The sequence below is a fragment of the Enterobacter sp. BNK-29 genome (genome assembly GCF_048684785.1).
GTDB classification, from domain to species: domain Bacteria; phylum Pseudomonadota; class Gammaproteobacteria; order Enterobacterales; family Enterobacteriaceae; genus Enterobacter; species Enterobacter cloacae_M.
Map to the genome: position 1 here is coordinate 110,449 of NZ_JBLQTU010000001.1, position 24,080 is coordinate 134,528.

Sequence of the window (24,080 nt, forward strand, 5' to 3'; positions counted from 1 at the left end):
TTATACACATGCCCGGGACTGACAATTTGTCATGAGAAATCGCGCTGAAGATACCCTTTTTATTAGCATACTTCACTCGAAATCTGCGGCAAAACGTTATCATTTCAGGATGTTAAATATATGTATAATCAATGGCAGTGCCACTTCCATTACTTACGTAATTATTTAACACTTGAAAAACCTCAACGAAATAACCCTGCTGAAAGGTATCAGCTTGGGGGAAAATTGACGCAGATCATGATTTCCGTACTCAGAAGTGAGTAATCTTGGTTACGCCCCCAGGGAGATCACCTGACAAAAAGGGATGATGCTAAGGTAAGGCTCTTTTAGTAAATTAGTGTGCTGACGCAGAAAGTAACTCTTTGTTTTACTTTGTGTTACGCAAGTCGTATCGGCTCTGTCTATACTGTGTGACGTATCGAGCGCTGGTTTACTAAAAGAGTTTAAACATTATCAGGAGAGCATTATGGCTGTTACTAATATCGCTGAACTGAACGCCCTCGTCGAGCGCGTTAAAAAAGCCCAGCGTGAATATGCCAATTTCACCCAAGAACAGGTTGACAAAATCTTCCGCGCGGCCGCACTGGCTGCTGCAGATGCTCGAATCCCTCTCGCTAAAATGGCCGTTGCCGAATCCGGCATGGGTATCGTGGAAGATAAAGTGATTAAAAACCACTTTGCTTCCGAGTATATCTACAACGCCTATAAAGATGAGAAAACCTGTGGCGTGCTGTCCGAAGACGACACCTTCGGTACCATCACCATCGCTGAACCTATCGGCATCATCTGCGGTATTGTTCCGACAACTAACCCAACGTCTACAGCTATCTTCAAATCACTGATTAGCCTGAAGACTCGTAACGCAATCATCTTCTCTCCACACCCACGTGCGAAAGACGCGACCAACAAAGCGGCAGATATTGTCCTGCAGGCGGCGATCGCTGCTGGCGCACCAAAAGATCTGATTGGCTGGATCGACCAACCTTCCGTTGAGCTCTCCAATGCGCTGATGCATCACCCGGACATTAACCTGATCCTGGCGACCGGTGGTCCTGGCATGGTTAAAGCCGCATACAGCTCCGGTAAACCAGCGATCGGTGTGGGCGCAGGTAACACCCCTGTTGTTATCGACGAAACCGCTGACATCAAACGTGCCGTTGCGTCTGTACTGATGTCTAAAACCTTCGATAACGGCGTGATCTGTGCATCTGAACAGTCTGTTGTTGTTGTTGATTCCGTGTACGACGCAGTTCGTGAACGTTTCGCCAGCCACGGCGGCTACCTGCTGCAGGGCAAAGAGCTGAAAGCGGTTCAGGACATCATCCTGAAAAATGGCGCACTTAACGCCGCTATCGTGGGTCAGCCAGCGTACAAAATTGCTGAACTCGCAGGCTTTACCGTTCCGGCAACAACCAAAATCCTGATCGGTGAAGTGAAAGTTGTCGACGAAAGCGAGCCGTTTGCACATGAAAAACTGTCTCCAACGCTTGCCATGTACCGTGCGAAAGATTTCGAAGACGCGGTAGAGAAAGCCGAGAAACTGGTTGCCATGGGCGGTATCGGTCACACGTCTTGTCTGTACACCGACCAGGACAACCAGCCAGAACGCGTTGCCCACTTCGGTCAGATGATGAAAACTGCACGTATCCTGATTAACACCCCTGCTTCTCAGGGTGGTATCGGTGACCTGTACAACTTTAAACTCGCACCTTCCCTGACTCTGGGTTGTGGTTCCTGGGGTGGTAACTCCATCTCTGAAAACGTTGGTCCAAAACACCTGATCAACAAGAAAACCGTTGCTAAGCGAGCTGAAAACATGTTGTGGCACAAACTTCCGAAATCTATCTACTTCCGCCGTGGCTCACTGCCAATCGCGCTGGATGAAGTGATTACTGATGGCCACAAACGTGCGCTCATCGTGACTGACCGTTTCCTGTTCAACAACGGCTACGCTGACCAGATCACCTCTGTACTGAAAGCGGCTGGCGTTGAAACTGAAGTGTTCTTTGAAGTTGAAGCTGACCCTACCCTGAGCGTTGTGCGTAAAGGTGCTGAGCTGGCTAACTCCTTCAAACCAGATGTGATTATCGCACTGGGTGGCGGTTCCCCAATGGACGCCGCGAAAATCATGTGGGTCATGTACGAGCATCCTGAAACCCACTTCGAAGAACTGGCGCTGCGCTTTATGGACATCCGTAAACGTATCTACAAGTTCCCGAAAATGGGCGTAAAAGCGAAAATGATCGCGGTAACCACCACTTCCGGTACCGGTTCAGAAGTTACGCCATTCGCAGTAGTAACGGACGATGCAACAGGTCAGAAATATCCACTGGCTGACTATGCACTGACCCCAGACATGGCTATCGTTGATGCGAACCTGGTCATGGAGATGCCGAAATCACTGTGTGCGTTCGGTGGTCTGGATGCGGTGACTCACGCCCTGGAAGCTTATGTTTCTGTGCTGGCATCTGAGTTCTCTGACGGTCAGGCTCTGCAGGCGCTGAAACTGCTGAAGGAAAACCTGCCAGCGTCCTACAACGAAGGGTCTAAAAACCCGGTAGCACGTGAACGCGTTCACAGTGCAGCTACTATCGCCGGTATCGCGTTTGCGAACGCCTTCCTGGGTGTTTGCCACTCTATGGCGCACAAACTGGGTTCACAGTTCCACATTCCTCACGGTCTGGCGAACGCCCTGTTGATCAGCAACGTTATCCGTTATAACGCTAACGACAACCCAACCAAGCAGACTGCTTTCAGCCAGTACGACCGTCCGCAAGCGCGTCGTCGTTACGCTGAAATCGCAGACCACCTTGGTCTGAGCGCACCGGGTGACCGCACTGCTGCGAAAATTGAGAAACTGCTGGCATGGCTGGAAAGCCTGAAAGCTGAGCTGGGTATTCCAAAATCTATCCGTGAAGCAGGCGTTCAGGAAGCTGACTTCCTCGCTCATGTAGATAAGCTGTCTGAAGATGCATTCGATGACCAGTGTACTGGTGCTAACCCGCGCTACCCACTGATCTCCGAGCTGAAACAGATTCTGCTGGATACCTTCTACGGTCGTGAGTTCAAAGAAGGTGACGTTGCCGCTGTGAAAACAGAAGTTCCTGTCATCAAAGCTGACAAGAAAGCGAAGAAAAGCGCTTAATTGAGAGCATAAGAAAAAGCCCGCCTTTATGGCGGGTTTTTTTATGTCTGTATAACAAGGCCGGCATTATTTCCTGTTGTCGTGTTGAATCGCCGTCAGCGAGCCTACAGACAACGCTTCTTTATAATGTTTACGACAGACTGAAACATAGCGTTCATTACCGCCTATCACCACCTGCTCGCCATCTGCATAAGGTTTCCCGGCCTGGTCGAGACGAAGCACCATGCTGGCTTTGCGACCGCAGAAGCAGATTGTTTTCAATTCGACAAGCTTATCCGACCAGGCGAGCAAATACTGGCTACCAGCAAAGAGCTCACCGCGGAAATCCGTACGCAGGCCGTAACACAGCACGGGAATATCGAGCTCATCGACCACCTCTGAAAGGGCATGAACCTGTTCACGCGTCAGAAACTGGCTCTCATCTACCAGAACACAGTGAATGGGCTGCAAAGCATGTTCTGTACGAATGTCCTCAAACAGATCGGTTTTCGGGTTAAACAGTCTGGCAGGCGACGAGAGCCCTATTCTGGAACTCACCTTCCCTGCGCCAAAGCGATCGTCAATTTCAGCCGTATAAACAACGGTACGCATCCCACGCTCCTGGTAATTGTACGAGGATTGCAGCAACGCGGTGGATTTCCCGGCATTCATTGCCGAATAGTAGAAATAAAGTTGTGCCATTGGCCGTAAAACCCTAATCAATGTGTAATATTCCCGATGATTCATTGTACCATAATTTGTCTGGTCATCAGCGATGCAGCACACAGAAGAAGCGTTTCAGCGTGGAGTTCACGACCTTCTTTTCATGAAAATAGCCCGTTAAAACATGAAGTAAACTCCTTCTGCCCGGCCAATATGTTATATGTTCAGCCAAACATAACACTGCTTTTTATAGTGGAATCCCCGTTCTTTAAAATTCACTATTTATTAACTATTACAGTCTTAACATCACGGTGGGGAACTAATACAAAAGGCTGATATTTCTCCGCCGCAACTATAATTCCTGCGGTAAATGTCACAAAAAAAAGATGCAATCGACCGGGTCCAGCCGGGTTAGCTGATAACAAACGAGACTGTTGGGTGATGAAATTTAAGTTAGCGTAATTAATAATAGCGGCATTATTTAGTATTTTTTGAATTCCTTACATTCCTGGCTATTGCACAACTGAATTTATGGCTCTATTATTAGGTCAACAAACCACCCCCCATTATAAGTTTGAGATTACTACAATGAGCGAAGCACTTAAAATTCTGAACAACATCCGTACTCTTCGTGCGCAGGCAAGAGAATGCACCCTCGAAACGCTTGAAGAAATGCTGGAAAAATTAGAAGTTGTAGTTAATGAACGTCGTGAAGAAGAAAGCGCAGCTGCTGCTGAAATCGAAGAACGTACTCGTAAACTGCAGCAATATCGTGAAATGCTGATTGCTGATGGTATCGATCCAAATGAATTGCTGAACAGCATGGCTGCAGCTAAAACCGGTACTAAAGCCAAGCGTGCTGCTCGTCCTGCTAAATATAGCTACGTTGACGAGAACGGCGAAACTAAAACCTGGACTGGCCAGGGCCGCACTCCTGCTGTTATCAAGAAAGCCATGGACGAACAAGGTAAACAGCTGGACGACTTCCTGATCAAGGATTAATCCAACCGTATTCAGAAAAATCCCGCGTAATGCGGGATTTTTTTTAACCTAAATTTGTCGCAAACATCCCCTTACACTCTGTCATAAAGCATTATTTGGCAATTTTAATAACTGTACTTAGAGACAGGTTTGAGAAGTGTTTAGGGCATAAAAAAACCGGTGGGCAGCGCCTCACCGGTTTCGGACATATGTAACCGTGGCTTATTTCTTAATACCTACGCTCTCTTTGAGCCAGGTTTTAAATTCTTCACCAAGAGTATTGTGCCGAATACCATATTCAACGAACGCCTGCATATAACCAAGCTTATTACCGCAGTCATGGCTCTTACCTTTCATATGGTAAGCCTCAACGGTCTCTTTCTCGATCAGCATATCAATCGCATCCGTCAGCTGAATCTCATCACCCGCTCCTGGAGGCGTTTTCGCCAGCAGAGGCCAGATTTCAGCGCTCAGGACATAGCGACCTACAACGGCCAGGTTTGAAGGCGCTACGTCGGCTTTAGGCTTCTCTACTACGCCAACCATTGGCACACTTTCGCCCGGCTCAAGGTTAACGCCTTTGCAGTCAACCACACCGTATGCCGTCACGTCTTCAACAGGCTCAACCATGATCTGGCTGCTGCCGGTTTCGTCGAAACGTTTGATCATCTCAGCAAGGTTATCCTGAGAAAGATCGGATTCGTATTCGTCAAGAATTACGTCAGGCAGAATTACCGCTACAGGCTCATCACCTACAACAGGATGTGCGCACATAACAGCGTGGCCCAGACCTTTAGCCAGGCCCTGACGAACCTGCATAATGGTAACGTGTGGCGGGCAAATAGACTGAACTTCTTCTAACAGCTGACGCTTAACACGCTTTTCCAGCATGGCTTCAAGTTCAAAGCTTGTATCGAAATGGTTTTCGATAGAGTTTTTTGATGAATGCGTAACCAGCACAATTTCAGTGATGCCGGCTGCGATACATTCATTAACGACATACTGGATTAATGGCTTATCAACCAGAGGCAGCATCTCTTTAGGAATTGCCTTAGTTGCTGGTAACATCCTGGTCCCCAATCCCGCTACCGGGATGACGGCCTTTCTGACTTTCGAATTTAGGGCAGCCATTCAAATTCTCCTGAGCTGTTCAAGTTTTGAACTTTTATGCAATAAATAACGCGTTGAGTATATCAGCCTCGCCCCGCAGTTCGGGTCTGAAAAGAACGCGTTGCCGATCAATTAGGATAAATACGCATGAAACTGGGCAGGGATAGTAGCACTCCCCGTAAAACACAGGTAAAGCAATCTTAAAATTAAGATCCAATTGCTTATTCCGTGGACAACATTAAGCGTAGCCGTCCCCCGGCGCCCCAAATTTGGCACTGCCAGGAGGAACAGCGGTGGCTAATTTGATTAAGATACGCCGTACCCAATGTCCCAAGCGGCACACCGTTACTCACCTCAATATGATGTTCACCGGTATTCAGTGAAGCGTTGAGACCCGCTGAGACGAGGATCAGATTCTTTAAACCGCTGTGGTAATAACCGACCAGCAGCGGGAACTGTCCGGGCAAATTAGCCTGACGAAAAAGCTGGTTTACCTGTTTGAGCAAACTGCCTAACTCCGGCAGTCGTTGTCCCTGATGCGATAACTGTTCCTGCAGCAAACCATTAAATAGCGCGCGAAGAAGCAACGCGGCTAATACGCCATTATCCCCCGCACGGGTGACATCCAGAGAATAAAACGCAAGGTCGGAATCAGATAATGGTGCGATATCCAGCACCAGTCCCGGCTGGTCAGCCGCCACCAGCTGGCGATAATTTACGCGGCAGTGTGAAATAGTTTGCTGTACGGGCGGCTGAAGTTCTTGCAACAGTTTCGCCGCAGCAGGAGGATCACTCACCAGGGCATCCCAGTCCTGGAAAAGACGCTCCTCTTCCTCTACCCGGGAATTAAACATATTCGGATAAAGGCACGCTAAGACCGTTTCTCGCAGCCGGTTCAGATCCTTGACCGGCTTAAGCAGAATATCCTGGACGCCAAGACGCAATGCTTTGGCAATATCCGCCATATTCTCTGTGGCAGAGATCACCAGAATCGGCGTCTGGTTGCCTTCGTTACGCAGATGTTCAACCAGCTTCAGCCCATTCATGCGCGGCATCTCAATGTCGCAAATCATCAAATCGGGCGTAATACTGATCATTTTTTCCAGGGCGTCGATACCATCTTCAGCGAGTGAAGTGATTGCTCCCAGCGAGGATAACCACGAATCCAGTAGCGATCGGAAAACGGGCTCGTCTTCTACAATCAAAATGTGTTTTCCGGCCAATGGCTGCGTCATGGTTCCTCCCCTGGCTGACAGTAACTAAATAGTGGCATGCGATCGGCACTATCGCCTGTCAGATTTTGCTGAAGTAGTCAAAAAAAGGTGCTTAACGTGCTGTTTGCACAAAAGGCAACAATTCATCCATTTTCTTTTCGACGGCTAACGAGCCCGCTGCGATGGCGGCCTCAGCCCGATGGAAATCAAGAGTAGAGATTTGCGGACAGTAAGGCTGAATAAGAATATCTGGCGGGTCGCCAGCCATACGATTGCGCTTAAGGCGGTTCTCCAGAACCTGGATTGACGTGGTCATGATTTCTATCGCCGTCGGCGCGGCAACCGAGCGTCGCGCGGCCATGCGCCCGATTCTGCCGCGCAGGCGCTCATGCCAGGCCAGTTTCTCGCCCTCAGCATCTTCGCTCTGGAGATTGACCGGCATGAGGTCCTGTTGCATCAGGTGGGCGTCGTGCTGCAGGTCGACGGCAATCACGATATCCGCCCCCATTGCACGGGTCAGAGAGATGGGAACCGGGTTTACAACGCCACCGTCGACAAGCCAGTAACCGTTGTGTGGGACAGGCGCCATGAGCCCCGGCATGCTGCAGGAGGCGCGCACGGCAAGATGGATATCCCCTTCGGTTAGCCACAGTTCGCGCCCCGTGCTGAGGTTCGTCGCGACGGCGCCGAAGGGCATCTGACAATCAGTGAAGTCTTCGAGGGGCATAACCTGGCGGAACTGGTTAAAGACGCGTTCGCCGCGCAACAGCCCACCACGCTGCCACGAGAGGTCCATCAAACGCAGGACGTCCCAGTAGCTGAAGGAGCGCACCCAGGTCTCGAGTTCCGGAAGCTTCCCGCATGCGTAAGCGGAGCCGACAAGCGATCCTATTGAACAACCTGCGACAATATCTACGTTAATGCCCATCTTGTTTAAGGCATTAATCACGCCGATGTGTGACCATCCCCGGGCTGCACCTGAGCCCAGCGCCAGTCCAATTTTAACCTTTCTCATTAGCCCTGTTTTACTTCCCCTGGATTCCTGACATAGCGTCAACGCAACAGCTCAGTTAACATAGTGCTACCCGAAGCGTTTTACGCCTTTATTATTTGTTCCAGGAAGAGAATCGTGTCTCAACTCTGCCCTTGTGGTAGCGCTCTGGAGTATAGCCTATGTTGCCAGCGATATCTGTCTGGCGATCAGGTTGCACCAGACCCGTCACACCTCATGCGTTCACGTTACACTGCTTTTGTGATCAAAGACGCAGACTACCTGATTAAAACCTGGCATCCCTCCTGCCACGCTGACGAATTCAGACAGGACATCAAAGCCGGCTTCGCGAACACGCAGTGGCTCGGCCTTACCGTCTATGAATCCTCAACGGGCAGCCATGTTGATGAAGGTTACGTCAGCTTCGTTGCCCGCTTTACCGAGAATAATAAACCTGGAGCCATTATCGAGCGTTCCCGGTTCTTAAAGGAAAGCGGGCAGTGGTATTATATTGACGGAACGCGCCCACAGTTTGGTCGTAACGATCCCTGCCCGTGTGGTTCAGGTAAAAAATTTAAAAAGTGTTGCGGGCAGTAATGCCTGACAACCCAGACTTCGCAAATACAAACAGGATTTCCCGGCGATGCAATCATTACAACGTAAAGTTCTGCGCACCATCTGTCCCGATCAAAAAGGACTGATCGCACGAATTACCAACATTTGCTACAAGCATGAACTGAATATCGTGCAGAACAACGAGTTCGTTGACCACCGTACCGGCCGCTTCTTTATGCGTACCGAACTCGAAGGTATTTTCAACGACACCACCCTGCTTGCCGATCTCGACAGCGCGCTTCCGGAAGGATCCGTGCGCGAACTGACCCCAGCGGGTCGACGCCGCATCGTGATCCTGGTGACCAAAGAAGCACACTGTCTGGGCGACCTGCTGATGAAAGCAAACTACGGCGGTCTGGACGTGGAAATAGCTGCCGTTATTGGCAACCATGAGACGCTGCGCACGCTGGTCGAGCGTTTTGATATTCCGTTCGAGCTGGTTAGCCACGAAGGTCATACCCGTGAAGAACACGACGATCTGATGGCCCAGGCCATTGAAGCGCATAACCCGGACTACGTGGTGCTGGCGAAATACATGCGCGTGTTAACGCCATCCTTCGTGGCGCGTTTCCCGAACAAGATCATCAACATTCACCACTCGTTCCTGCCAGCCTTTATTGGCGCGCGTCCCTACCACCAGGCGTACGAGCGCGGCGTGAAGATCATCGGTGCAACCGCACACTACGTGAATGACAACCTGGACGAAGGTCCAATCATCATGCAGGACGTGATTCACGTGGACCACACCTACACGGCCGAGGACATGATGCGTGCAGGGCGTGACGTTGAGAAGAACGTGCTGAGTCGTGCGCTGTATCAGGTGCTGGCGCAGCGTGTCTTTGTCTACGGCAACAGAACCATCATTCTTTAATCTTTCGGAAAATGAATTGATTAGCTTTGCGCCTTTACGGATAAAAAGCAGGCAAACAGCTTCATTTCCCTAAAGGAATGCTTTACAGGGGCGTCTCATTTGATATGATGCGCCCCGCTTCCAGCAGGAAGCAGGCCAGTAAAAAGCATTACCCCGTGGTGGGGTTCCCGAGCGGCCAAAGGGAGCAGACTGTAAATCTGCCGTCATCGACTTCGAAGGTTCGAATCCTTCCCCCACCACCATCTCTCAGCACGACCTCAAAATTTGAATTACCCCTGGTGGGGTTCCCGAGCGGCCAAAGGGAGCAGACTGTAAATCTGCCGTCATCGACTTCGAAGGTTCGAATCCTTCCCCCACCACCATCACTTCCAAATAATCCAAAAATCATTATAAAACTGAACCGAATCCGTTGTTCTAGGCCGGGTAAGGCGCAGCCGCCACCCGGCGACAGAAGCCAGAAGCCAGAAGCCTACATCGGCGGCAAACGGCGCTTCACCGGCGAACTTTTCACAATCGACGTATTGCACTGGGCATGCTCCGCCAGGCCGTCCAGCAACCCATCCAGCTGCTCTATCGATCGCACCACCAGCCTAATCACAAAGCAATCTTCCCCGGTGACTTTGTCGCTCTCAATACACTCCGGCATCGCCTGAATGTATTTATCCACCTTATGCAACAACCCCGGCAAAGGCCGCACGCGCACCAGCGCCTGCAGCGTATATCCCAGCGCCGCCAGATTCACCCGTGCGCCATACCCCTGAATCACACCGCGTTCTTCCAGCCTCTTCAGGCGTTCTGCCGTACTGGGGGAAGTCAAACCGATGCGTCCGCTGAGCACCTTCAAAGACATGCGCGCATCTTCGACCAGACAGGCTAAAATTTGTCGATCGATATCATCGAGAAGGCATTCCATCGTTTTCACCTAATTTTAAAAAGTCATCACTGCATTTCACCTTATCTCATCCCTGTAAAACCCGACAGCGATTTTCGACAATAGCGTCATACAATCAGGAGGTGGATGATGCGTGATTTCCATAAAGGCGTCTGGCAAATGAGCCTGGCGATGTTAATTTCCGGCTCTATCGGTGCGTTTGTTTTACTCAGCGGTCTGCCGGTGACGGAGGTGGTGTTCTGGCGCTGTCTTATCGGGGCAATGGCGCTTTTTATTTTTATCCGGGTAAGTCAAAAGCCCTTCAGTCCCCTCACCCGCACCACGCTGCTGCTGGCCATTCTCGGCGGCGTAGCGCTCGTGGTGAACTGGCTGCTGCTCTTCGCGGCCTATGAGCGGATCTCGATTGGTCTTTCTACCGTGATCTATAACACCCAGCCGTTTATGCTGGTCCTGATGGGAATGTTTTTAGGTGAACGCGTCAGCCTCGTGAAATGGGGCTGGCTGTTCCTCGCCTTCGGCGGCGTGGTGATCTTGCTCTCCAGCGAGCTGACCGGCGCGCACGGCAGTGAATGGCTCGCCGGAATCGGCCTGGCGATGGCCGCGGCTTTCTTCTATGCGGTCACGGCTATTATTGCCCGCAAGCTCAGATCCGTTGCACCGCAGCATATTGCCTTTATCCAGGTGCTGACGGGCGTCGTGATGCTTTTGCCGTTTGCCAGCATGCCGTCATTTTCAGGTGATTTTCCCTGGCCGACTCTGCTGACGCTGGGCATCGTCCATACCGGCATTATGTACCAGCTGCTCTACAGCGCGATCCAGAAGCTGCCTACGCCCATTACCGGCTCCCTGTCGTTTATCTATCCGGTGGTGGCGATCGTTGTCGATAATCTGGTGTTCGGACACTCGCTGAACCTGACGCAGCTCGCGGGCGGCGCGCTGATCCTGTTTGCGGCAGCGGGCAACAACCTGGGCTGGGGCGAAAAAAAACCCCGCGAGTGCGGGGTTGGTATCAAAACGGCGAATTAGCGACGGGCGCGCACAATCTGGTATTTGCGCGTCAGGTACTCCACCGGCGCGCTCCAGATATGCACCAGACGTGAGAACGGGAACAGCACAAACAGCGTCATCCCCAGCACAAGGTGAACGCGGAAGATAAACGCCACGCCGTCCAGGTGCGCGGAGGCTCCGCCGTGGAACGTCACCACGGACTGCGCCCAGCCGACCAGCTTCATCATTTCGCTGCCGTCCATGTGCTGCGCCGAGAATGGAATGGTCAGCAGGCCCAGCGCGCACTGCACCATCAGCAGGGAGAGGATCAGGATGTCCGCTGCGGTGGTAGTGGCACGCACGCGCGGGCTAAACAGACGACGTTTCAGCAGCAACAGGCCACCCACCAGAGTCATCACGCCGCAGGCACCGCCGGCGATCATCGCCATCTTCTGCTTCACCTCAATCGGTAGCCACGCTTCATACATCCAGTGCGGCGTCAGCATCCCCAGGAAGTGACCGGCAAAAATCCCCAGAATACCGATGTGGAACAGGTTAGAGCCCACATGCATCCCTCTGCGATCCAGCATCTGGCTGGAGGCGGCACGCCAGGTGTACTGGCCGTAGTCGTAACGCAGCCAGCTTCCCACCAGGAACACGGTGCCCGCGATATACGGGTAAATGTCAAAGAAGAACATATTCAGGAAGTGCATTAGTGCCGTCCTCCGTTAGAGATATTCAAATATTGCGGGGCAACCGCGCCGGCAAAACGACGCTGGTGAGCGGAGATTTCAGACTCGCCGCAGTTCTGGTCAGCAAAGAATTTAACCTGCTCTTCTTCCCAGACCGCATCCAGCGCTTGTGGCGTATCATCGCGGGCTTCATCCGCGATTTTCTCCGCCACTTTTTCACTGTCGACCGAGGCGTTGGCCAGCTTCACCAGCAGATCGAACAGCACCGCATAGCGGCTCTCGCGCTGCTGAAGACGCGCGCCGAGCAGCGCCAGGATCGGCGCGATGTCCTGCAGACCGCCCAGCGCCTCTTCTTTCGGCAGCTGCGCCAGGTACTCCAGATACAGCGGCAGATGATCCGGCAGCTCGCGGCTGTCGAGCTGCAGGCCGTGCTGTTCGTACTGGGCCATCAGGTCGACCATCGCCTGACCGCGGTCACGGGATTCACCGTGCACGTGTTCAAACAGCAGCAGCGAGGTCGCACGACCCCGGTCAAACAGCTGACTGTAGTCCGACTGGGCATCCAGAAGGTCGCGCGCCAGCAGATCGCGGAGGAAAACGCCAAGCCGCTGGGCATCGTCTTTATCCAGGTTTTCAGATGACGCGAGTGCATCAAAGAGTTCCTGCTGATGCTGCGCAAGCGCAGCATCCGGGTACTCGAGCAGACGCGAAACAATGACGAGTTCAATCATTGGTGCGGCTCCGTTTTGCTGGTCACATCCATGGCATCGATGCGGCGGCTGTTGAACAGGTTGAATTTGCTGTCTGACCCGTGGCAGCCGTCGCCAAAGGTAAAGCCACAGCCATTTTTTTCCGGGAAGGCTTCGCGGGCCAGCTCGCGGTGGCTGCTCGGCACCACGAAACGGTCTTCGTAGTTGGCAATCGCCAGATAGCGGTACATCTCCTGCGCCTGCGCTTCGGTCAGACCGACCTCTTCCAGCGCGCGAGTATCGATCACGCCGTCTACGGTTTCCGCACGTTTAAAGTGACGCATCGCCAGCATACGCTTCAGCGCGAGCAGGACCGGCTGGGTGTCCCCTGCGGTCAACAGGTTCGCCAGGTACTGAACCGGAATACGCAGGCTTTCCACGTCCGGCAGGATGCCGTTGCTGCCCAGTTCGCCCGCGTCAGCCGCGGACTGAATCGGCGACAGCGGCGGCACGTACCAGACCATCGGCAGCGTGCGATATTCCGGATGCAGCGGCAGGGCCAGCTTCCAGTCCATTGCCATTTTGTACACCGGTGACTGCTGCGCCGCGTCAATCACGCTCTGCGGCACGCCGTCTTTCAGCGCCTGCTCAATCACCTTCGGATCGTTCGGGTCGAGGAACACGTCAAGCTGACGCTGATACAGATCTTTCTCGTGCTCGGTGCTCGCGGCGTTTTCAATCGCGTCCGCGTCATACAGCAGCACGCCGAGGTAGCGAATACGGCCTACGCAGCTTTCTGAGCAGACGGTTGGCATCCCGGCTTCGATACGCGGGTAGCAGAAGATGCACTTCTCTGACTTACCGCTCTTCCAGTTGAAGTAGATTTTTTTGTACGGGCAGCCGGTGATGCACATACGCCAGCCGCGGCACTTGTCCTGGTCGATCAGCACGATGCCGTCTTCTTCACGCTTGTAGATGGCGCCGCTCGGGCAGGTCGCCACGCACGCCGGGTTGAGACAGTGCTCGCACAGGCGCGGCAGATACATCATGAAGGTGTTTTCGAACTGGCCGTACATCGCCTTCTGCATGTTCTCGAAGTTCTGGTCTTTGGCGCGTTTCTCGAACTCGCCGCCCAGAATCTCTTCCCAGTTTGGACCGCTGGTGATCTTGTCCATGCGCTGACCGGTGATCAGCGAGCGAGGACGGGCGATCGGCTGGTGCTTGCTTTCCGGCGCGTTGTGCAGGTTCTGGTAGTCGTAGTCAAACGGCTCGTAGTAATCGTCGATGCCCGGCAGGTGCGGGTTAGCGAAGATTTTACCCAGCAGCATCGCGCGGTTGCCCATGCGCGGCTGCAGCTTGCCGTTGATTTTACGGATCCAGCCGCCCTTCCACTTCTCCTGGTTTTCCCAGTCGGTCGGGAAGCCGGTACCCGGCTTGCTTTCGACGTTGTTGAACCAGGCGTACTCCATACCTTCGCGGCTGGTCCAGACGTTTTTACAGGTGACCGAGCAGGTATGACAGCCGATGCATTTATCCAGATTCAGCACCATGCCGACTTGTGAACGAATTTTCATTTTACGCTCTCCTGTACCTGGTCATTACCTTCGCCGTCTAACCAGTTAATGTTCTTCATCTTACGTACCACCACGAACTCATCGCGGTTCGATCCTACGGTGCCGTAGTAGTTAAAGCCGTAGGCCAGCTGCGCATAGCCACCGATCATGTGGGTCGGCTTCGGCGTAATGCGGGTCACGGAGTTGTGGATCCCACCGCGCTGCTCGGTAATTTCTGACCCCGGCAGGTTAACGATACGTTCCTGCGCGTGGTACATCATGGTCATCCCGGCAGGTACGCGCTGGCTCACCACCGCACGCGCCGTCAGGGCACCGTTGCTGTTGAACACTTCGATCCAGTCGTTATCTTCAATACCCAGATCTTTGGCGTCCGTTTCGCTCATCCAGACAATCGGACCGCCGCGCGACAGGGTCAGCATCAGCAGGTTGTCGCTGTAGGTGGAGTGGATACCCCACTTCTGGTGCGGCGTCAGGAAGTTCAGCGCCTTCTCTGGGTTACCGTTCGATTTCGCGCCCATCACCGCTTTCACGGAGCGGGTGTCGATTGGCGGACGGTAAACCAGCAGGCTTTCACCGAAGTCGCGCATCCACTGGTGATCCTGATAGAGCGACTGACGGCCTGACAGGGTGCGCCATGGGATCAGCTCGTGAACGTTGGTGTAGCCCGCGTTATAGGACACATGCTCATCTTCCAGGCCAGACCAGGTCGGGCTGGAGATAATCTTGCGCGGCTGCGCCTGAATATCGCGGAAGCGGATTTTCTCTTCCTCTTTATTCGTCGCCAGGTGCGTATGGTCGCGACCGGTGAACTCGCTCAGCGCCGCCCAGGCTTTGACGGCAACGTGGCCGTTGGTTTCCGGGGCCAGGGTCAGGATCATCTCTGCCGCATCAATCGCCGTGTTCAGCATAGGCTGGCCTTTCGCCGGGCCGTCCGCTTTGGTGTAGTTGAGCTTGCGCAGCAGATCCATTTCGCTCTGGGTGTTCCAGGCGATCCCCTTCCCGCCGTTACCGATTTTCTCCATCAGCGGGCCGATAGAGGTAAAGCGCTCGTAGGTTGCAGGGTAGTCGCGTTCAACCGGAATAATGTGCGGCGCGGTCACGCCCGGGATCAGGTCGCATTCGCCTTTTTTCCAGTCCTTCACGTCCAGCGGCTGCGCCAGTTCGGCGGCGGAGTCGTGCTGGATTGGCAGCGTCACCACGTCGGTCTCTTTGCCGAGGTGCCCTACGCAGACTTCCGAGAATTTCTTCGCGATGTCTTTGTAGATATCCCAGTCGCTTTTCGATTCCCACGCCGGGTCAACGGCCGCAGACAGCGGATGAATAAACGGATGCATATCCGAGGTATTCATGTCATCTTTTTCGTACCAGGTCGCGGTTGGCAGCACGATGTCGGAGTACAGGCAGGTACTGGACAGACGGAAGTCGAGCGTCACCACCAGGTCCAGCTTGCCGTCGAGACCGTTGTCTTTCCACTCCACCTCTTCCGGCTTCACGCCGCCCTGCTTGCCGAGATCTTTCCCCTGGATACCGTTTTCGGTACCGAGCAGGTATTTCAGCATGTACTCGTGGCCTTTACCGGACGAGCCCAGCAGGTTGGAGCGCCAGATGAACAGGTTGCGCGGATGGTTTTTACCGTTCTCCGGCTGTTCAGCCGCGAAGCGGATTGAGCCATCCTTCAGGGACTTCACGGTGTAATCCACCGGAGACATGCCCGCCTGCTTCGCCGCTTCCGCAATGCGCAGCGGGTTAGTGCCCAGCTGCGGCGCCGACGGCAGCCAGCCCATGCGTTCCGCACGCACGTTGAAGTCAATCAGGTGGCCGCTGTAGCGGGATTTATCCGCCATCGGCGACAGCAGCTCCTGCGCGGTAACCGTTTCGTAGCGCCACTGGCTGGAGTGGTTATAGAAGTAGGAGGTGCTGTTCATGTGGCGTGGCGGACGCTGCCAGTCGAGGGCAAACGCCAGCGGCTGCCAGCCGGTCTGCGGACGCAGTTTTTCCTGGCCGACGTAGTGTGCCCAGCCGCCACCGCTCTGGCCAACGCAGCCGCAGAAAATCAGCATGTTGATCAGACCGCGATAGTTCATATCGAGGTGATACCAGTGGTTCAGACCCGCACCGACGATGATCATGGAACGACCGTGCGTCTTGTCCGCGTTTTCTGCAAACTCACGTGCGATACGGGTAATGTGCGCGCGTGGCACGCCGGTAATCTGTTCCGCCCAGGCCGGGGTGTAGGCCTTCACGTCGTCATAGCCGGTTGCGCAGTTTTCATCGCCCAGACCGCGCTCCAGACCGTAGTTCGCCATGGTCAGGTCATAAACGGTGGTGACCAGTGCGGTAGAGCCGTCGGCCAGCTGCAGGCGTTTAACCGGCAGTTTGTGCATCAGAACGTTTTTCAGTTCAACCTTGTTGAAGTGCTCTGAACCTTCACCGCCGAAGTACGGGAACCCGACCTCGGCGATCTCGTCCTGGCTGCCCAGCATGCTCAGGCGCAGCTCCGTCTCTTCGCCGGTGGTGCCGTTGCGTTGCTCAAGGTTCCACTTGCCCTTCTCGCCCCAGCGGAAGCCGATTGAGCCGTTTGGCGCCACCAGCTCGCCGTTGCTGTTGTACGCAACGGTTTTCCACTCAGGGTTGTTTTCCTGGCCCAGCGAATCCACCAGATCGGCTGCGCGCAGCGTGCGGCCCGCGGCATAGTAGCCCTCACGCTCTTCCAGCATGACCAGCATCGGCATGTCGGTGTAGCGGCGAACGTAGTCGGTGAAGTACTGGCTTGGCTTATCAAGATGGAATTCACGCAGCATGACGTGGCCCATCGCCATCGCCATCGCGGCGTCGGTACCCTGTTTCGGCGCCAGCCACAGATCGCAAAGCTTGGCGATTTCCGCGTAGTCAGGGGTCACCGCCACGGTTTTGGTGCCTTTGTAACGGACTTCGGTGAAGAAATGCGCGTCCGGCGTACGCGTCTGAGGAACGTTAGAGCCCCAGGCGATGATGTAGCTGGAGTTATACCAGTCCGCGGACTCCGGCACGTCGGTCTGCTCGCCCCAGGTCTGCGGAGACGCAGGCGGCAGGTCGCAGTACCAGTCGTAGAAGCTCAGGCAGGTACCGCCGATCAGCGACAGATAGCGCGCCCCGGAGGCGTAAGAGACCATCGACATCGCCGGAATTGGCGAGAAGCCCGCCACGCGGTCAGGACCGTAGGTTTTGACGGTGTAGACGTTGGAGGCGGCAATCAGCTCGTTCACTTCTTTCCATGAGGAGCGAACAAAACCGCCGCGACCGCGAGCCTGCTTGAAGCTTTTTGCTTTGTCCGCGTCTTCGATGATGGAAGCCCAGGCATCCACCGGATCGCTGTGCTGCACTTTCGCCTCACGCCACATTTTCATCAGACGCTTGCGCATCAGCGGGTATTTCAGACGGTTAGCGCTGTAGAGATACCAGGAGTAGCTGGCACCGCGCGGGCAGCCGCGCGGTTCGTGGTTTGGCATATCCGGGCGGGTGCGCGGATAGTCGGTCTGCTGCATTTCCCAGGTCACCAGACCGTTTTTAACGAAAATCTTCCAGCTGCATGAACCGGTACAGTTCACGCCGTGGGTCGAACGGACGACTTTGTCATGCTGCCAGCGCTGGCGGTAACCGTCTTCCCAGTCCCGGTTGGTATCCAGAACCTGGCCGTGCCCATCGGCAAAAGTTTCACCCTTCTGTTTGAAGTAGCGAAACCGGTCCAAAAATTTGCTCATCGGGTATCTCCTGTGTGGAGCCTGTGGCTCTCTAAATCGACATTGCTGATTTGCAGCGAAGGTAACGCCCTGAAAGAGGGGGAGAATTGATAACGATCAAGACGAGGAGGGACTTTTCGGGGAGGGGTTACACCAAATACCACCAAAGCGGTATCTTCAAAAAATTCATATCAATATGAAATATATAGTTATTTTTATTTTATCGTACAAAAAGCCAGTCAAAATTTAACATCTCAGGTATTAAGGGGTAGACCCACCTGCAAAGCGATGGCGATCGCAGTGCCGCCGCAGGCGTCTGCCGTAAAAGCCGTAAGTATGTTGTAACTATTATTCAGGCTAAAAAAACGCGGCCCGAAGGCCGCGTAAACGGATAATCACACTTACTTATTTTTCTTGGTATTTCGGCCATATACCAGCCACGTAATCACAACGCAGGCGATATAGAAGACAAGGAAGACTTTCATGGCGCCGGCCGGTGAGCCGGTCAGGTCCAGAGAGATGCCGAACGCTTTCGGGATAAAGAAGCCGCCAATCGCGCCGATGGCAGAGATAAAGCCCAGCGCTGCGGCCGTATCCGTCGCCGCCTCGCGCATGGCCTGCTCTTCGCTCCCGCCCTGCGCCTTCACGCGATCCATCGTCAGCTTACGGAAAATCACGGAGATCATCTGGAAGGTAGACGCGCTCCCCAAACCGGCCGTCAGGAACAGCACCATAAACACGCCGAAGAAGGCGATGAAGTTACCGCCCTGCCCGTCGACGGGCAGCGTGAGGAACAGCAGCGCGCAGAAGACCGCCATCACGACGAAGTTAACCAGCGTCACGCGGGTACCTCCGAGACGGTCAGAGACCATGCCGCCCAGCGAACGCGCCAGGGCACCGATAAACGGTCCGAAAAAGGCAAAGTGCAGGATCTGAATCTCCGGGAACTGCGTTTTCGACAGCATCGCGAAGCCCGCAGAGAAGCCGATAAACGAACCGAAGGTGGCCAGATACAGCAGCGCCATCACCCAGAGGTGTCCACGCTTCAGCACCGGCAGCTGTTCGCTCAACGATGCCTTCGACGCTGACAGATCGTTCATAAAGAACCAGGCTGCGAGGGTGAAGACCACCAGGAAAGGCACCCATATCCAGGCGGCGTTCTGCAGATAGAGGGAAGAACCATCCGCCTGCTCAACGCCACCGCCGCCAAAGGCTGCAAAAATGGAGACCGAGATCGCCAGCGGGGCAATCAGCTGCATAACGCTCACACCCATATTTCCCAGACCGCCGTTAATGCCCAGCGCGCCGCCCTGCTTCGCTTTCGGGAAGAAGAAGCTGATGTTCGCCATGCTGGAGGCGAAGTTCGCGCCCGCAAAACCGCACAGCAGGGAGATAATCACGAACACGCTGAACGGCGTAGAGGTATCCTGCACCGCGAAGCCGAGCCAGACGCAGGGGACGATCATGATGCCCGTACTGAACGCCGTCCAGCGACGACCGCCAAACACCGGCACCATAAACGCGTAAGGCACACGCAGCAGCGCGCCTGACAGCGACGGCAGCGCGGTCAGCATGAACAGCTGATCGGTCGTAAACGTAAACCCAACTTTTGGCAGGTTGACCGCCACCGCGCTAAATAACATCCATACGCAAAACGCTAATAACAAACACGGCACGGAAATCCACAGATTCCGGCTTGCTACACGATGGCCGCGCTGTTGCCAGAACGCCGGATCCTCTGGACGCCAGTCTGTAATAACGGCACCATTTTCCCTTTCGGGAGCGGATGAGTGACTCATAGACACCTCTGATTCTCGAATGATGCTGCAAACATTAGGGTTTTAGGGCGGCGGTAAGTTGATATAAATCAAAGGAAAAGTGGGAGGATTTGCGGCGTAAAATAAGGCCTCACCCTTAGTGAGTAGGCTAATTCGGTAAAAAAGACGTGGTTTTTCACGGCACTGACGGTTCCAGACTACCCCCACCTCCAGCCCCCTACTCCGTTGGCAATTTAGGGGTAATCCTTTATTGGTATGGGTATACTCCAGGGTATGCACCAGAATAGCGCCATTCCTGCAAGCAGGCCACGTCAGGAGCACGCCACCTCTATGTTAAAAAGATGTTTATCTCCGCTGACGCTCGTGAATCAGCTAGCCCTTATCGTTTTGCTGTCCACCGCCATCGGCGTGACCGGCATGGCGATCTCCGGCTGGCTGGTACAGGGCGTACAGGGTAATGCGCATGCCATCAACGAGGCAGGCTCGCTACGCATGCAGAGTTATCGCCTGCTGGCGTCGGTTCCCCTGACGCAGGACGATCGGCCCCTGATCGATGAGATGGAGCGCACGGTCTTCAGCCCCGAACTGGAAAACGCCGCCATCCGCGCCGGTCAGCAATATCAGCTCAAAGCCCTTCAGGGCTACTGGCACACCCAGCTGGAGCCCGGGCTGAAACAGGCACGCAGCACCGAAACCGTTGCGCAGGACGTGGCGGGGTTCGTCTCCCGCATCGATGCGCTGGTCTCCTCTTTCGACCAAACCACCGAATTACGCATCGACCGGGTGGTGATGGTGCACCGCGCCATGGCGCTGTTTATGGGGCTGCTGCTGATATTCACCATCGTCTGGCTCCGCGCGCGGCTGCTGAACCCGTGGAAACAGCTGCTGGCAATGGCCCGCGCGGTCACCGCACGCGATTTTACCCAGCGCACTCACATCAGCGGGCGCAACGAGATGGCCATGCTCGGCCAGGCGCTCAACACCATGTCGGCAGAGCTTTCCGAGAGCTACGCGGTGCTGGAACAGCGCGTTCAGGAAAAAACGGCCGGACTGGAGCAGAAAAACGAGATCCTCTCTTTCCTGTGGCAGGCCAACCGTCGTCTGCACATGCAGGTGCCGCTATGCGAACGCCTCTCGCCGGTGCTGAACGGTCTGCAAAATCTGACCCTGCTTCACGACCTTGAGCTGCGCGTCTACGACGTGGAAGATGAAGATAATCATCAGGAATTTACCTGTCAGTCGGATATGTCCTGCGATGACAAAGGCTGCCATCTTTGCCCGCGCGGCCTGCCGCCGCTGACGTCCGGCGGCACCACCCTGAAGTGGCGCCTGACCGACAGCCACACCCAGTACGGTATTCTGCTGGCAACCCTGCCAGCCGGACGTCATCTGAGCCACGACCAGCAGCAGCTGGTTGATACGCTGGTCGAACAGCTAACGGCCACGCTGGCGCTCGACAGGCATCAGGAAAAGCAGCAGCAGCTGATCGTCATGGAAGAGCGCGCGACCATCGCCCGCGAGCTTCACGACTCGATCGCCCAGTCGCTCTCCTGTATGAAAATGCAGGTGAGCTGCCTGCAGATGCAGGATGCGGAGATGCCCGAAAGCAACAAGCAGCTGCTCAGCCAGATCCGCAACGAGCTGAACACCTCCTGGATACAGCTTCGCGAGCTGCTGACCACCTTCCGTCTGCAGCTGACCGAGCCGGGCCTGCGCCCGGCGCTGGAGGCCAGCTGTCACGAATTTAGCGCCCGGCTGGGATTCCCGGTGAAGCTGGACTACCAGCTGCCGCCGCGGTTTGTCCCCTCCCATCAGGCCATACATGTACTGCAGATCGCCCGTGAAGCGCTGAGCAACGTGTTCAAGCATTCCGGCGCGACGGCGGTAACGGTCACCGTCAGCCAGCACAACAATCAGGTGAAGCTCACGGTTCACGACAACGGCCGCGGCGTGCCGGAAAATGCCGAACGCACTAACCACTATGGTTTAATTATTATGCGAGACCGCGCCCAAAGCCTGCGCGGTGATTGCCAGGTTCGCCGGAGAGAGACGGGTGGCACGGAAGTTGTAGTCACCTTTATTCCCGAGAAACCGCTTACAACTGCTCAAGGAGAAACCCATGACTAATCAGGAACCGGCATCCATCCTGCTGATCGACGACCATCCGATGCTGCGTACTGGCGTGAAACAGCTGGTCAGCATGGCGCCCGATATCACGGTGGTTGGCGAAGCCAGCAACGGTGAACAGGGCATTGAGCTTGCCGAATCCCTCGATCCCGACCTGATCCTGCTCGATCTGAATATGCCCGGCATGAATGGTCTGGAAACCCTCGACAAGCTGCGGGAAAAATCGCTTTCCGGGCGCATCGTCGTCTTTAGCGTGTCGAACCATGAAGAGGATGTGGTCACGGCGCTGAAGCGCGGGGCGGATGGTTATCTGCTCAAAGATATGGAGCCGGAAGACTTGCTTAAGGCGCTGCAGCAGGCCGCGGCGGGCGAGATGGTTCTCAGCGAAGCCTTAACGCCGGTCCTGGCCGCCAGCCTGCGCGCCAATCGCGCCACCTCTGACCGCGACGTCAGCCAGTTAACCCCGCGCGAGCGCGATATTCTCAAACTCATTGCCCAGGGGCTGCCGAACAAAATGATCGCCCGCCGCCTGGACATCACCGAAAGCACGGTCAAAGTGCACGTGAAGCATATGCTGAAGAAAATGAAGCTAAAATCCCGCGTTGAAGCCGCGGTGTGGGTGCATCAGGAACGCATTTTTTAAGGATTACTCCTCCGGCAGAAGCTTCCAGCGCGGGTCGTTGTCGGGCAATGCGACCAGCGGCTGCACGACGGTCAGCACGATCTCATTGGACGAGACGCGCTGGCCTTTCTCATCTTCCACTACCGCCGACAGGTGCCAGCGGTTTGTCGCCCCTTCACCGTCATTCCAGGCAGGCATAATCACACTCCAGCCGTCGCTGCTGTTGCTTTTGGCCGGCGACGTCAGGCTCAGCGCCTGCGTATCCCCCTGCCAGTGGATCTGACGAATGCCGTTCGCGCTGCGAACCTGAAGCTTCAGCATAACGGTCTCGCCCCCTTTCAGATCCCACGGCGGCGTTGCCAGCCAGACGGACAGCGTTTTACGCTGGCGGAACTCCATCACCGGCAGGCTATTGCGCTCCGGCGAGTCGTAGCGGCTTCCGCGCAGGGAGCGCGTGGCGGCAACTTCACCGGCGGAAAGCTGCTTCACCAGCGGTACGCCAAAGCGATAGTTGAGCTTCAGCCCAAGGTTATTCTGGCTCTCGCCACTTTCGCCCTGCTTGTGCGCGGCGGTAAGGGTGACCAGCGGAACGGGGGTATAGTTAAGCCCCAGATTCACCGCCACCGGATTGTGATAGCCCGTTCCGCTGTTGAAGAGGTCGACGTTATCGCCAAAGTATTGCTCGAAGCTGACGCTAGTATTCAGATGATGGAACCACGGCAGCCAGGCTTTAGCGGTGACGTCATATCCGCGCGCCATACGCTGCTCCTGGACGTCGGAGCGGTCGCGCCAGCCGGCAAAGGGCTGATAATAGTTGGCTGACAGGCGCAGATTTTCCCCCCACGCTTCCGCGCCCAGCCCGGCACGCTGCAGGTTTTCATCCAGGAGGTTATCGTAAAAGGTGTTGTAACCCAGCAGCCATTTCCCGGCGATCCAGCGCTGACCGATTCCAGCGTTACTCACCAGACCATCCGTCTGCTGGGTCAGGCCAAGCTGGCTCCAGCTCAGATAACGGTTGTTATCGTTCCAGGGGATAAACCAGCTCCCGCTGCTGCCGTTAAATTTGCCATCGTTATCCACCAGTAGGTTCACGCTGGCGTTCCCCCAGGGCGAAAGCCAGGACTCAATCTGCTGGTTCACTTCGCCGCTCACCGCGTCGCGCACCTGGCCAAACGCAAACTGACGCGCCTGCTCGCCCGTTGTCAGGCCGTTGTCGGTCATGCTGGCTTCACCGAAGGCTTTCGCCATTTCGGCCAGGTGTTTTTCCCCCTCGCCTGTTGGCGCCGCCATTCCGAGGTCGGGCAAACTATCCCCATTATTATCAAAGGGATTTTGCGCCTGCTGGATAAAGGAATTCGGCGCACCGTGAACGGCTCCGACCGTAACCAGAGAGAGTAATAACAGCAAACGAATGCGGGACGATACAACCAT

The 24,080-nt window shown here is 55.0% G+C and carries 18 protein-coding genes and 2 tRNA genes; 9 read left to right on the forward strand and 11 right to left on the reverse strand.

The features are described 5' to 3' along the window. The first annotated feature begins 466 nt into the window (after window positions 1–466). Entirely contained in the window at window positions 467–3,145 is a 2,679-nt protein-coding gene (gene adhE, locus ACMGGX_RS00550) for a bifunctional acetaldehyde-CoA/alcohol dehydrogenase (protein ID WP_023312099.1), read from the forward strand. A gap of 66 nt (window positions 3,146–3,211) precedes the next feature. On the opposite strand, the gene tdk is transcribed toward adhE, so the two are convergent. Beyond that, window positions 3,212–3,826 carry a thymidine kinase gene (gene tdk / locus ACMGGX_RS00555; RefSeq protein ID WP_045355905.1) on the reverse strand — a complete coding sequence of 205 codons (615 nt, stop codon included), beginning with the start codon at window positions 3,824–3,826 and terminating at the stop codon, window positions 3,212–3,214. 549 nt (window positions 3,827–4,375) lie between these two features. Between tdk and hns the strand changes: the two genes are divergently transcribed. Continuing rightward, the gene (gene hns, locus ACMGGX_RS00560) at window positions 4,376–4,789 is read left to right on the forward strand and encodes a histone-like nucleoid-structuring protein H-NS (RefSeq protein ID WP_008502781.1); all 414 of its coding nucleotides are present in this window, start codon (window positions 4,376–4,378) and stop codon (window positions 4,787–4,789) included. Window positions 4,790–4,990: 201 nt separating this feature from the next. Here the strand turns inward: hns and galU are convergent, their stop codons facing one another. The 3 genes from galU to rssA form a co-directional block, all read right to left on the reverse strand. Next, window positions 4,991–5,899: a UTP--glucose-1-phosphate uridylyltransferase GalU gene (gene galU, locus ACMGGX_RS00565; RefSeq protein ID WP_008502780.1), complete on the reverse strand. Its 909-nt coding sequence runs from the start codon at window positions 5,897–5,899 to the stop codon at window positions 4,991–4,993. 200 nt (window positions 5,900–6,099) lie between these two features. Further along, on the reverse strand, window positions 6,100–7,113 hold the full coding sequence (rssB, locus tag ACMGGX_RS00570; protein WP_023312101.1) for a two-component system response regulator RssB: 1,014 nt from the start codon (window positions 7,111–7,113) through the stop codon (window positions 6,100–6,102). 91 nt (window positions 7,114–7,204) lie between these two features. Continuing rightward, on the reverse strand, window positions 7,205–8,107 hold the full coding sequence (gene rssA / locus ACMGGX_RS00575) for a patatin-like phospholipase RssA (protein ID WP_023312102.1): 903 nt from the start codon (window positions 8,105–8,107) through the stop codon (window positions 7,205–7,207). Between the two features lie 114 nt (window positions 8,108–8,221). Here rssA and ACMGGX_RS00580 point away from each other — a divergent pair, with 114 nt between their 5' ends. The 4 genes from ACMGGX_RS00580 (at window position 8,222) to ACMGGX_RS00595 (ending at window position 9,931) form a co-directional block, all read left to right on the forward strand. Further along, the gene (locus tag ACMGGX_RS00580; protein WP_348561310.1) at window positions 8,222–8,680 is read left to right on the forward strand and encodes a YchJ family protein; all 459 of its coding nucleotides are present in this window, start codon (window positions 8,222–8,224) and stop codon (window positions 8,678–8,680) included. A 46-nt stretch (window positions 8,681–8,726) separates the two neighbouring features. Then, on the forward strand, window positions 8,727–9,569 hold the full coding sequence (gene purU, locus ACMGGX_RS00585; protein ID WP_023312104.1) for a formyltetrahydrofolate deformylase: 843 nt from the start codon (window positions 8,727–8,729) through the stop codon (window positions 9,567–9,569). Window positions 9,570–9,726: 157 nt separating this feature from the next. Then, window positions 9,727–9,811, forward strand: a tRNA-Tyr gene (locus ACMGGX_RS00590). Between the two features lie 35 nt (window positions 9,812–9,846). Then, window positions 9,847–9,931 (forward strand) — tRNA-Tyr (locus tag ACMGGX_RS00595). Between the two features lie 107 nt (window positions 9,932–10,038). Here the strand turns inward: ACMGGX_RS00595 and ACMGGX_RS00600 are convergent. Continuing rightward, window positions 10,039–10,482, reverse strand: coding sequence for an Lrp/AsnC family transcriptional regulator (locus ACMGGX_RS00600; RefSeq protein WP_420297893.1), 444 nt, complete (start codon window positions 10,480–10,482; stop codon window positions 10,039–10,041). A 108-nt stretch (window positions 10,483–10,590) separates the two neighbouring features. Between ACMGGX_RS00600 and ACMGGX_RS00605 the strand changes: the two genes are divergently transcribed. Beyond that, on the forward strand, window positions 10,591–11,487 hold the full coding sequence (locus ACMGGX_RS00605; RefSeq protein WP_420298737.1) for a DMT family transporter: 897 nt from the start codon (window positions 10,591–10,593) through the stop codon (window positions 11,485–11,487). On the opposite strand, the gene narI is transcribed toward ACMGGX_RS00605, so the two are convergent. The 5 genes from narI to ACMGGX_RS00630 all read right to left on the reverse strand — a co-directional run bounded on the left by narI (window position 11,484) and on the right by ACMGGX_RS00630 (window position 19,921). Next, entirely contained in the window at window positions 11,484–12,161 is a 678-nt protein-coding gene (gene narI, locus ACMGGX_RS00610; protein WP_063439149.1) for a respiratory nitrate reductase subunit gamma, read from the reverse strand. The genes ACMGGX_RS00605 and narI overlap by 4 nt on opposite strands. Further along, window positions 12,161–12,871 (reverse strand): nitrate reductase molybdenum cofactor assembly chaperone, encoded by a 711-nt coding sequence (gene narJ, locus ACMGGX_RS00615; protein WP_045404951.1) that lies wholly within the window; start codon window positions 12,869–12,871, stop codon window positions 12,161–12,163. The genes narI and narJ overlap by 1 nt, the downstream gene beginning before the upstream one ends. Next, entirely contained in the window at window positions 12,868–14,403 is a 1,536-nt protein-coding gene (gene narH / locus ACMGGX_RS00620; protein ID WP_039263580.1) for a nitrate reductase subunit beta, read from the reverse strand. Before narH ends, narJ begins: the two co-directional genes overlap by 4 nt. Then, window positions 14,400–18,143 (reverse strand): nitrate reductase subunit alpha, encoded by a 3,744-nt coding sequence (locus ACMGGX_RS00625; RefSeq protein WP_420297894.1) that lies wholly within the window; start codon window positions 18,141–18,143, stop codon window positions 14,400–14,402. The genes narH and ACMGGX_RS00625 overlap by 4 nt, the downstream gene beginning before the upstream one ends. A 380-nt stretch (window positions 18,144–18,523) precedes the next feature. Next, window positions 18,524–19,921 (reverse strand): NarK family nitrate/nitrite MFS transporter, encoded by a 1,398-nt coding sequence (locus ACMGGX_RS00630; protein ID WP_033145765.1) that lies wholly within the window; start codon window positions 19,919–19,921, stop codon window positions 18,524–18,526. A 309-nt stretch (window positions 19,922–20,230) separates the two neighbouring features. On the opposite strand from ACMGGX_RS00630, the gene narX reads away from it, so the two are divergent. Together narX and narL are read left to right on the forward strand one after the other, a co-directional pair. Further along, window positions 20,231–22,027, forward strand: coding sequence for a nitrate/nitrite two-component system sensor histidine kinase NarX (gene narX, locus ACMGGX_RS00635; protein WP_202771432.1), 1,797 nt, complete (start codon window positions 20,231–20,233; stop codon window positions 22,025–22,027). Then, window positions 22,020–22,670, forward strand: a complete 651-nt coding sequence (gene narL / locus ACMGGX_RS00640; protein WP_008499531.1) for a two-component system response regulator NarL — start codon at window positions 22,020–22,022, stop codon at window positions 22,668–22,670. The genes narX and narL overlap by 8 nt, the downstream gene beginning before the upstream one ends. Window positions 22,671–22,673: 3 nt before the next feature. Here the strand turns inward: narL and ACMGGX_RS00645 are convergent, their stop codons facing one another. Then, entirely contained in the window at window positions 22,674–24,080 is a 1,407-nt protein-coding gene (locus ACMGGX_RS00645; RefSeq protein WP_348561315.1) for a YchO/YchP family invasin, read from the reverse strand.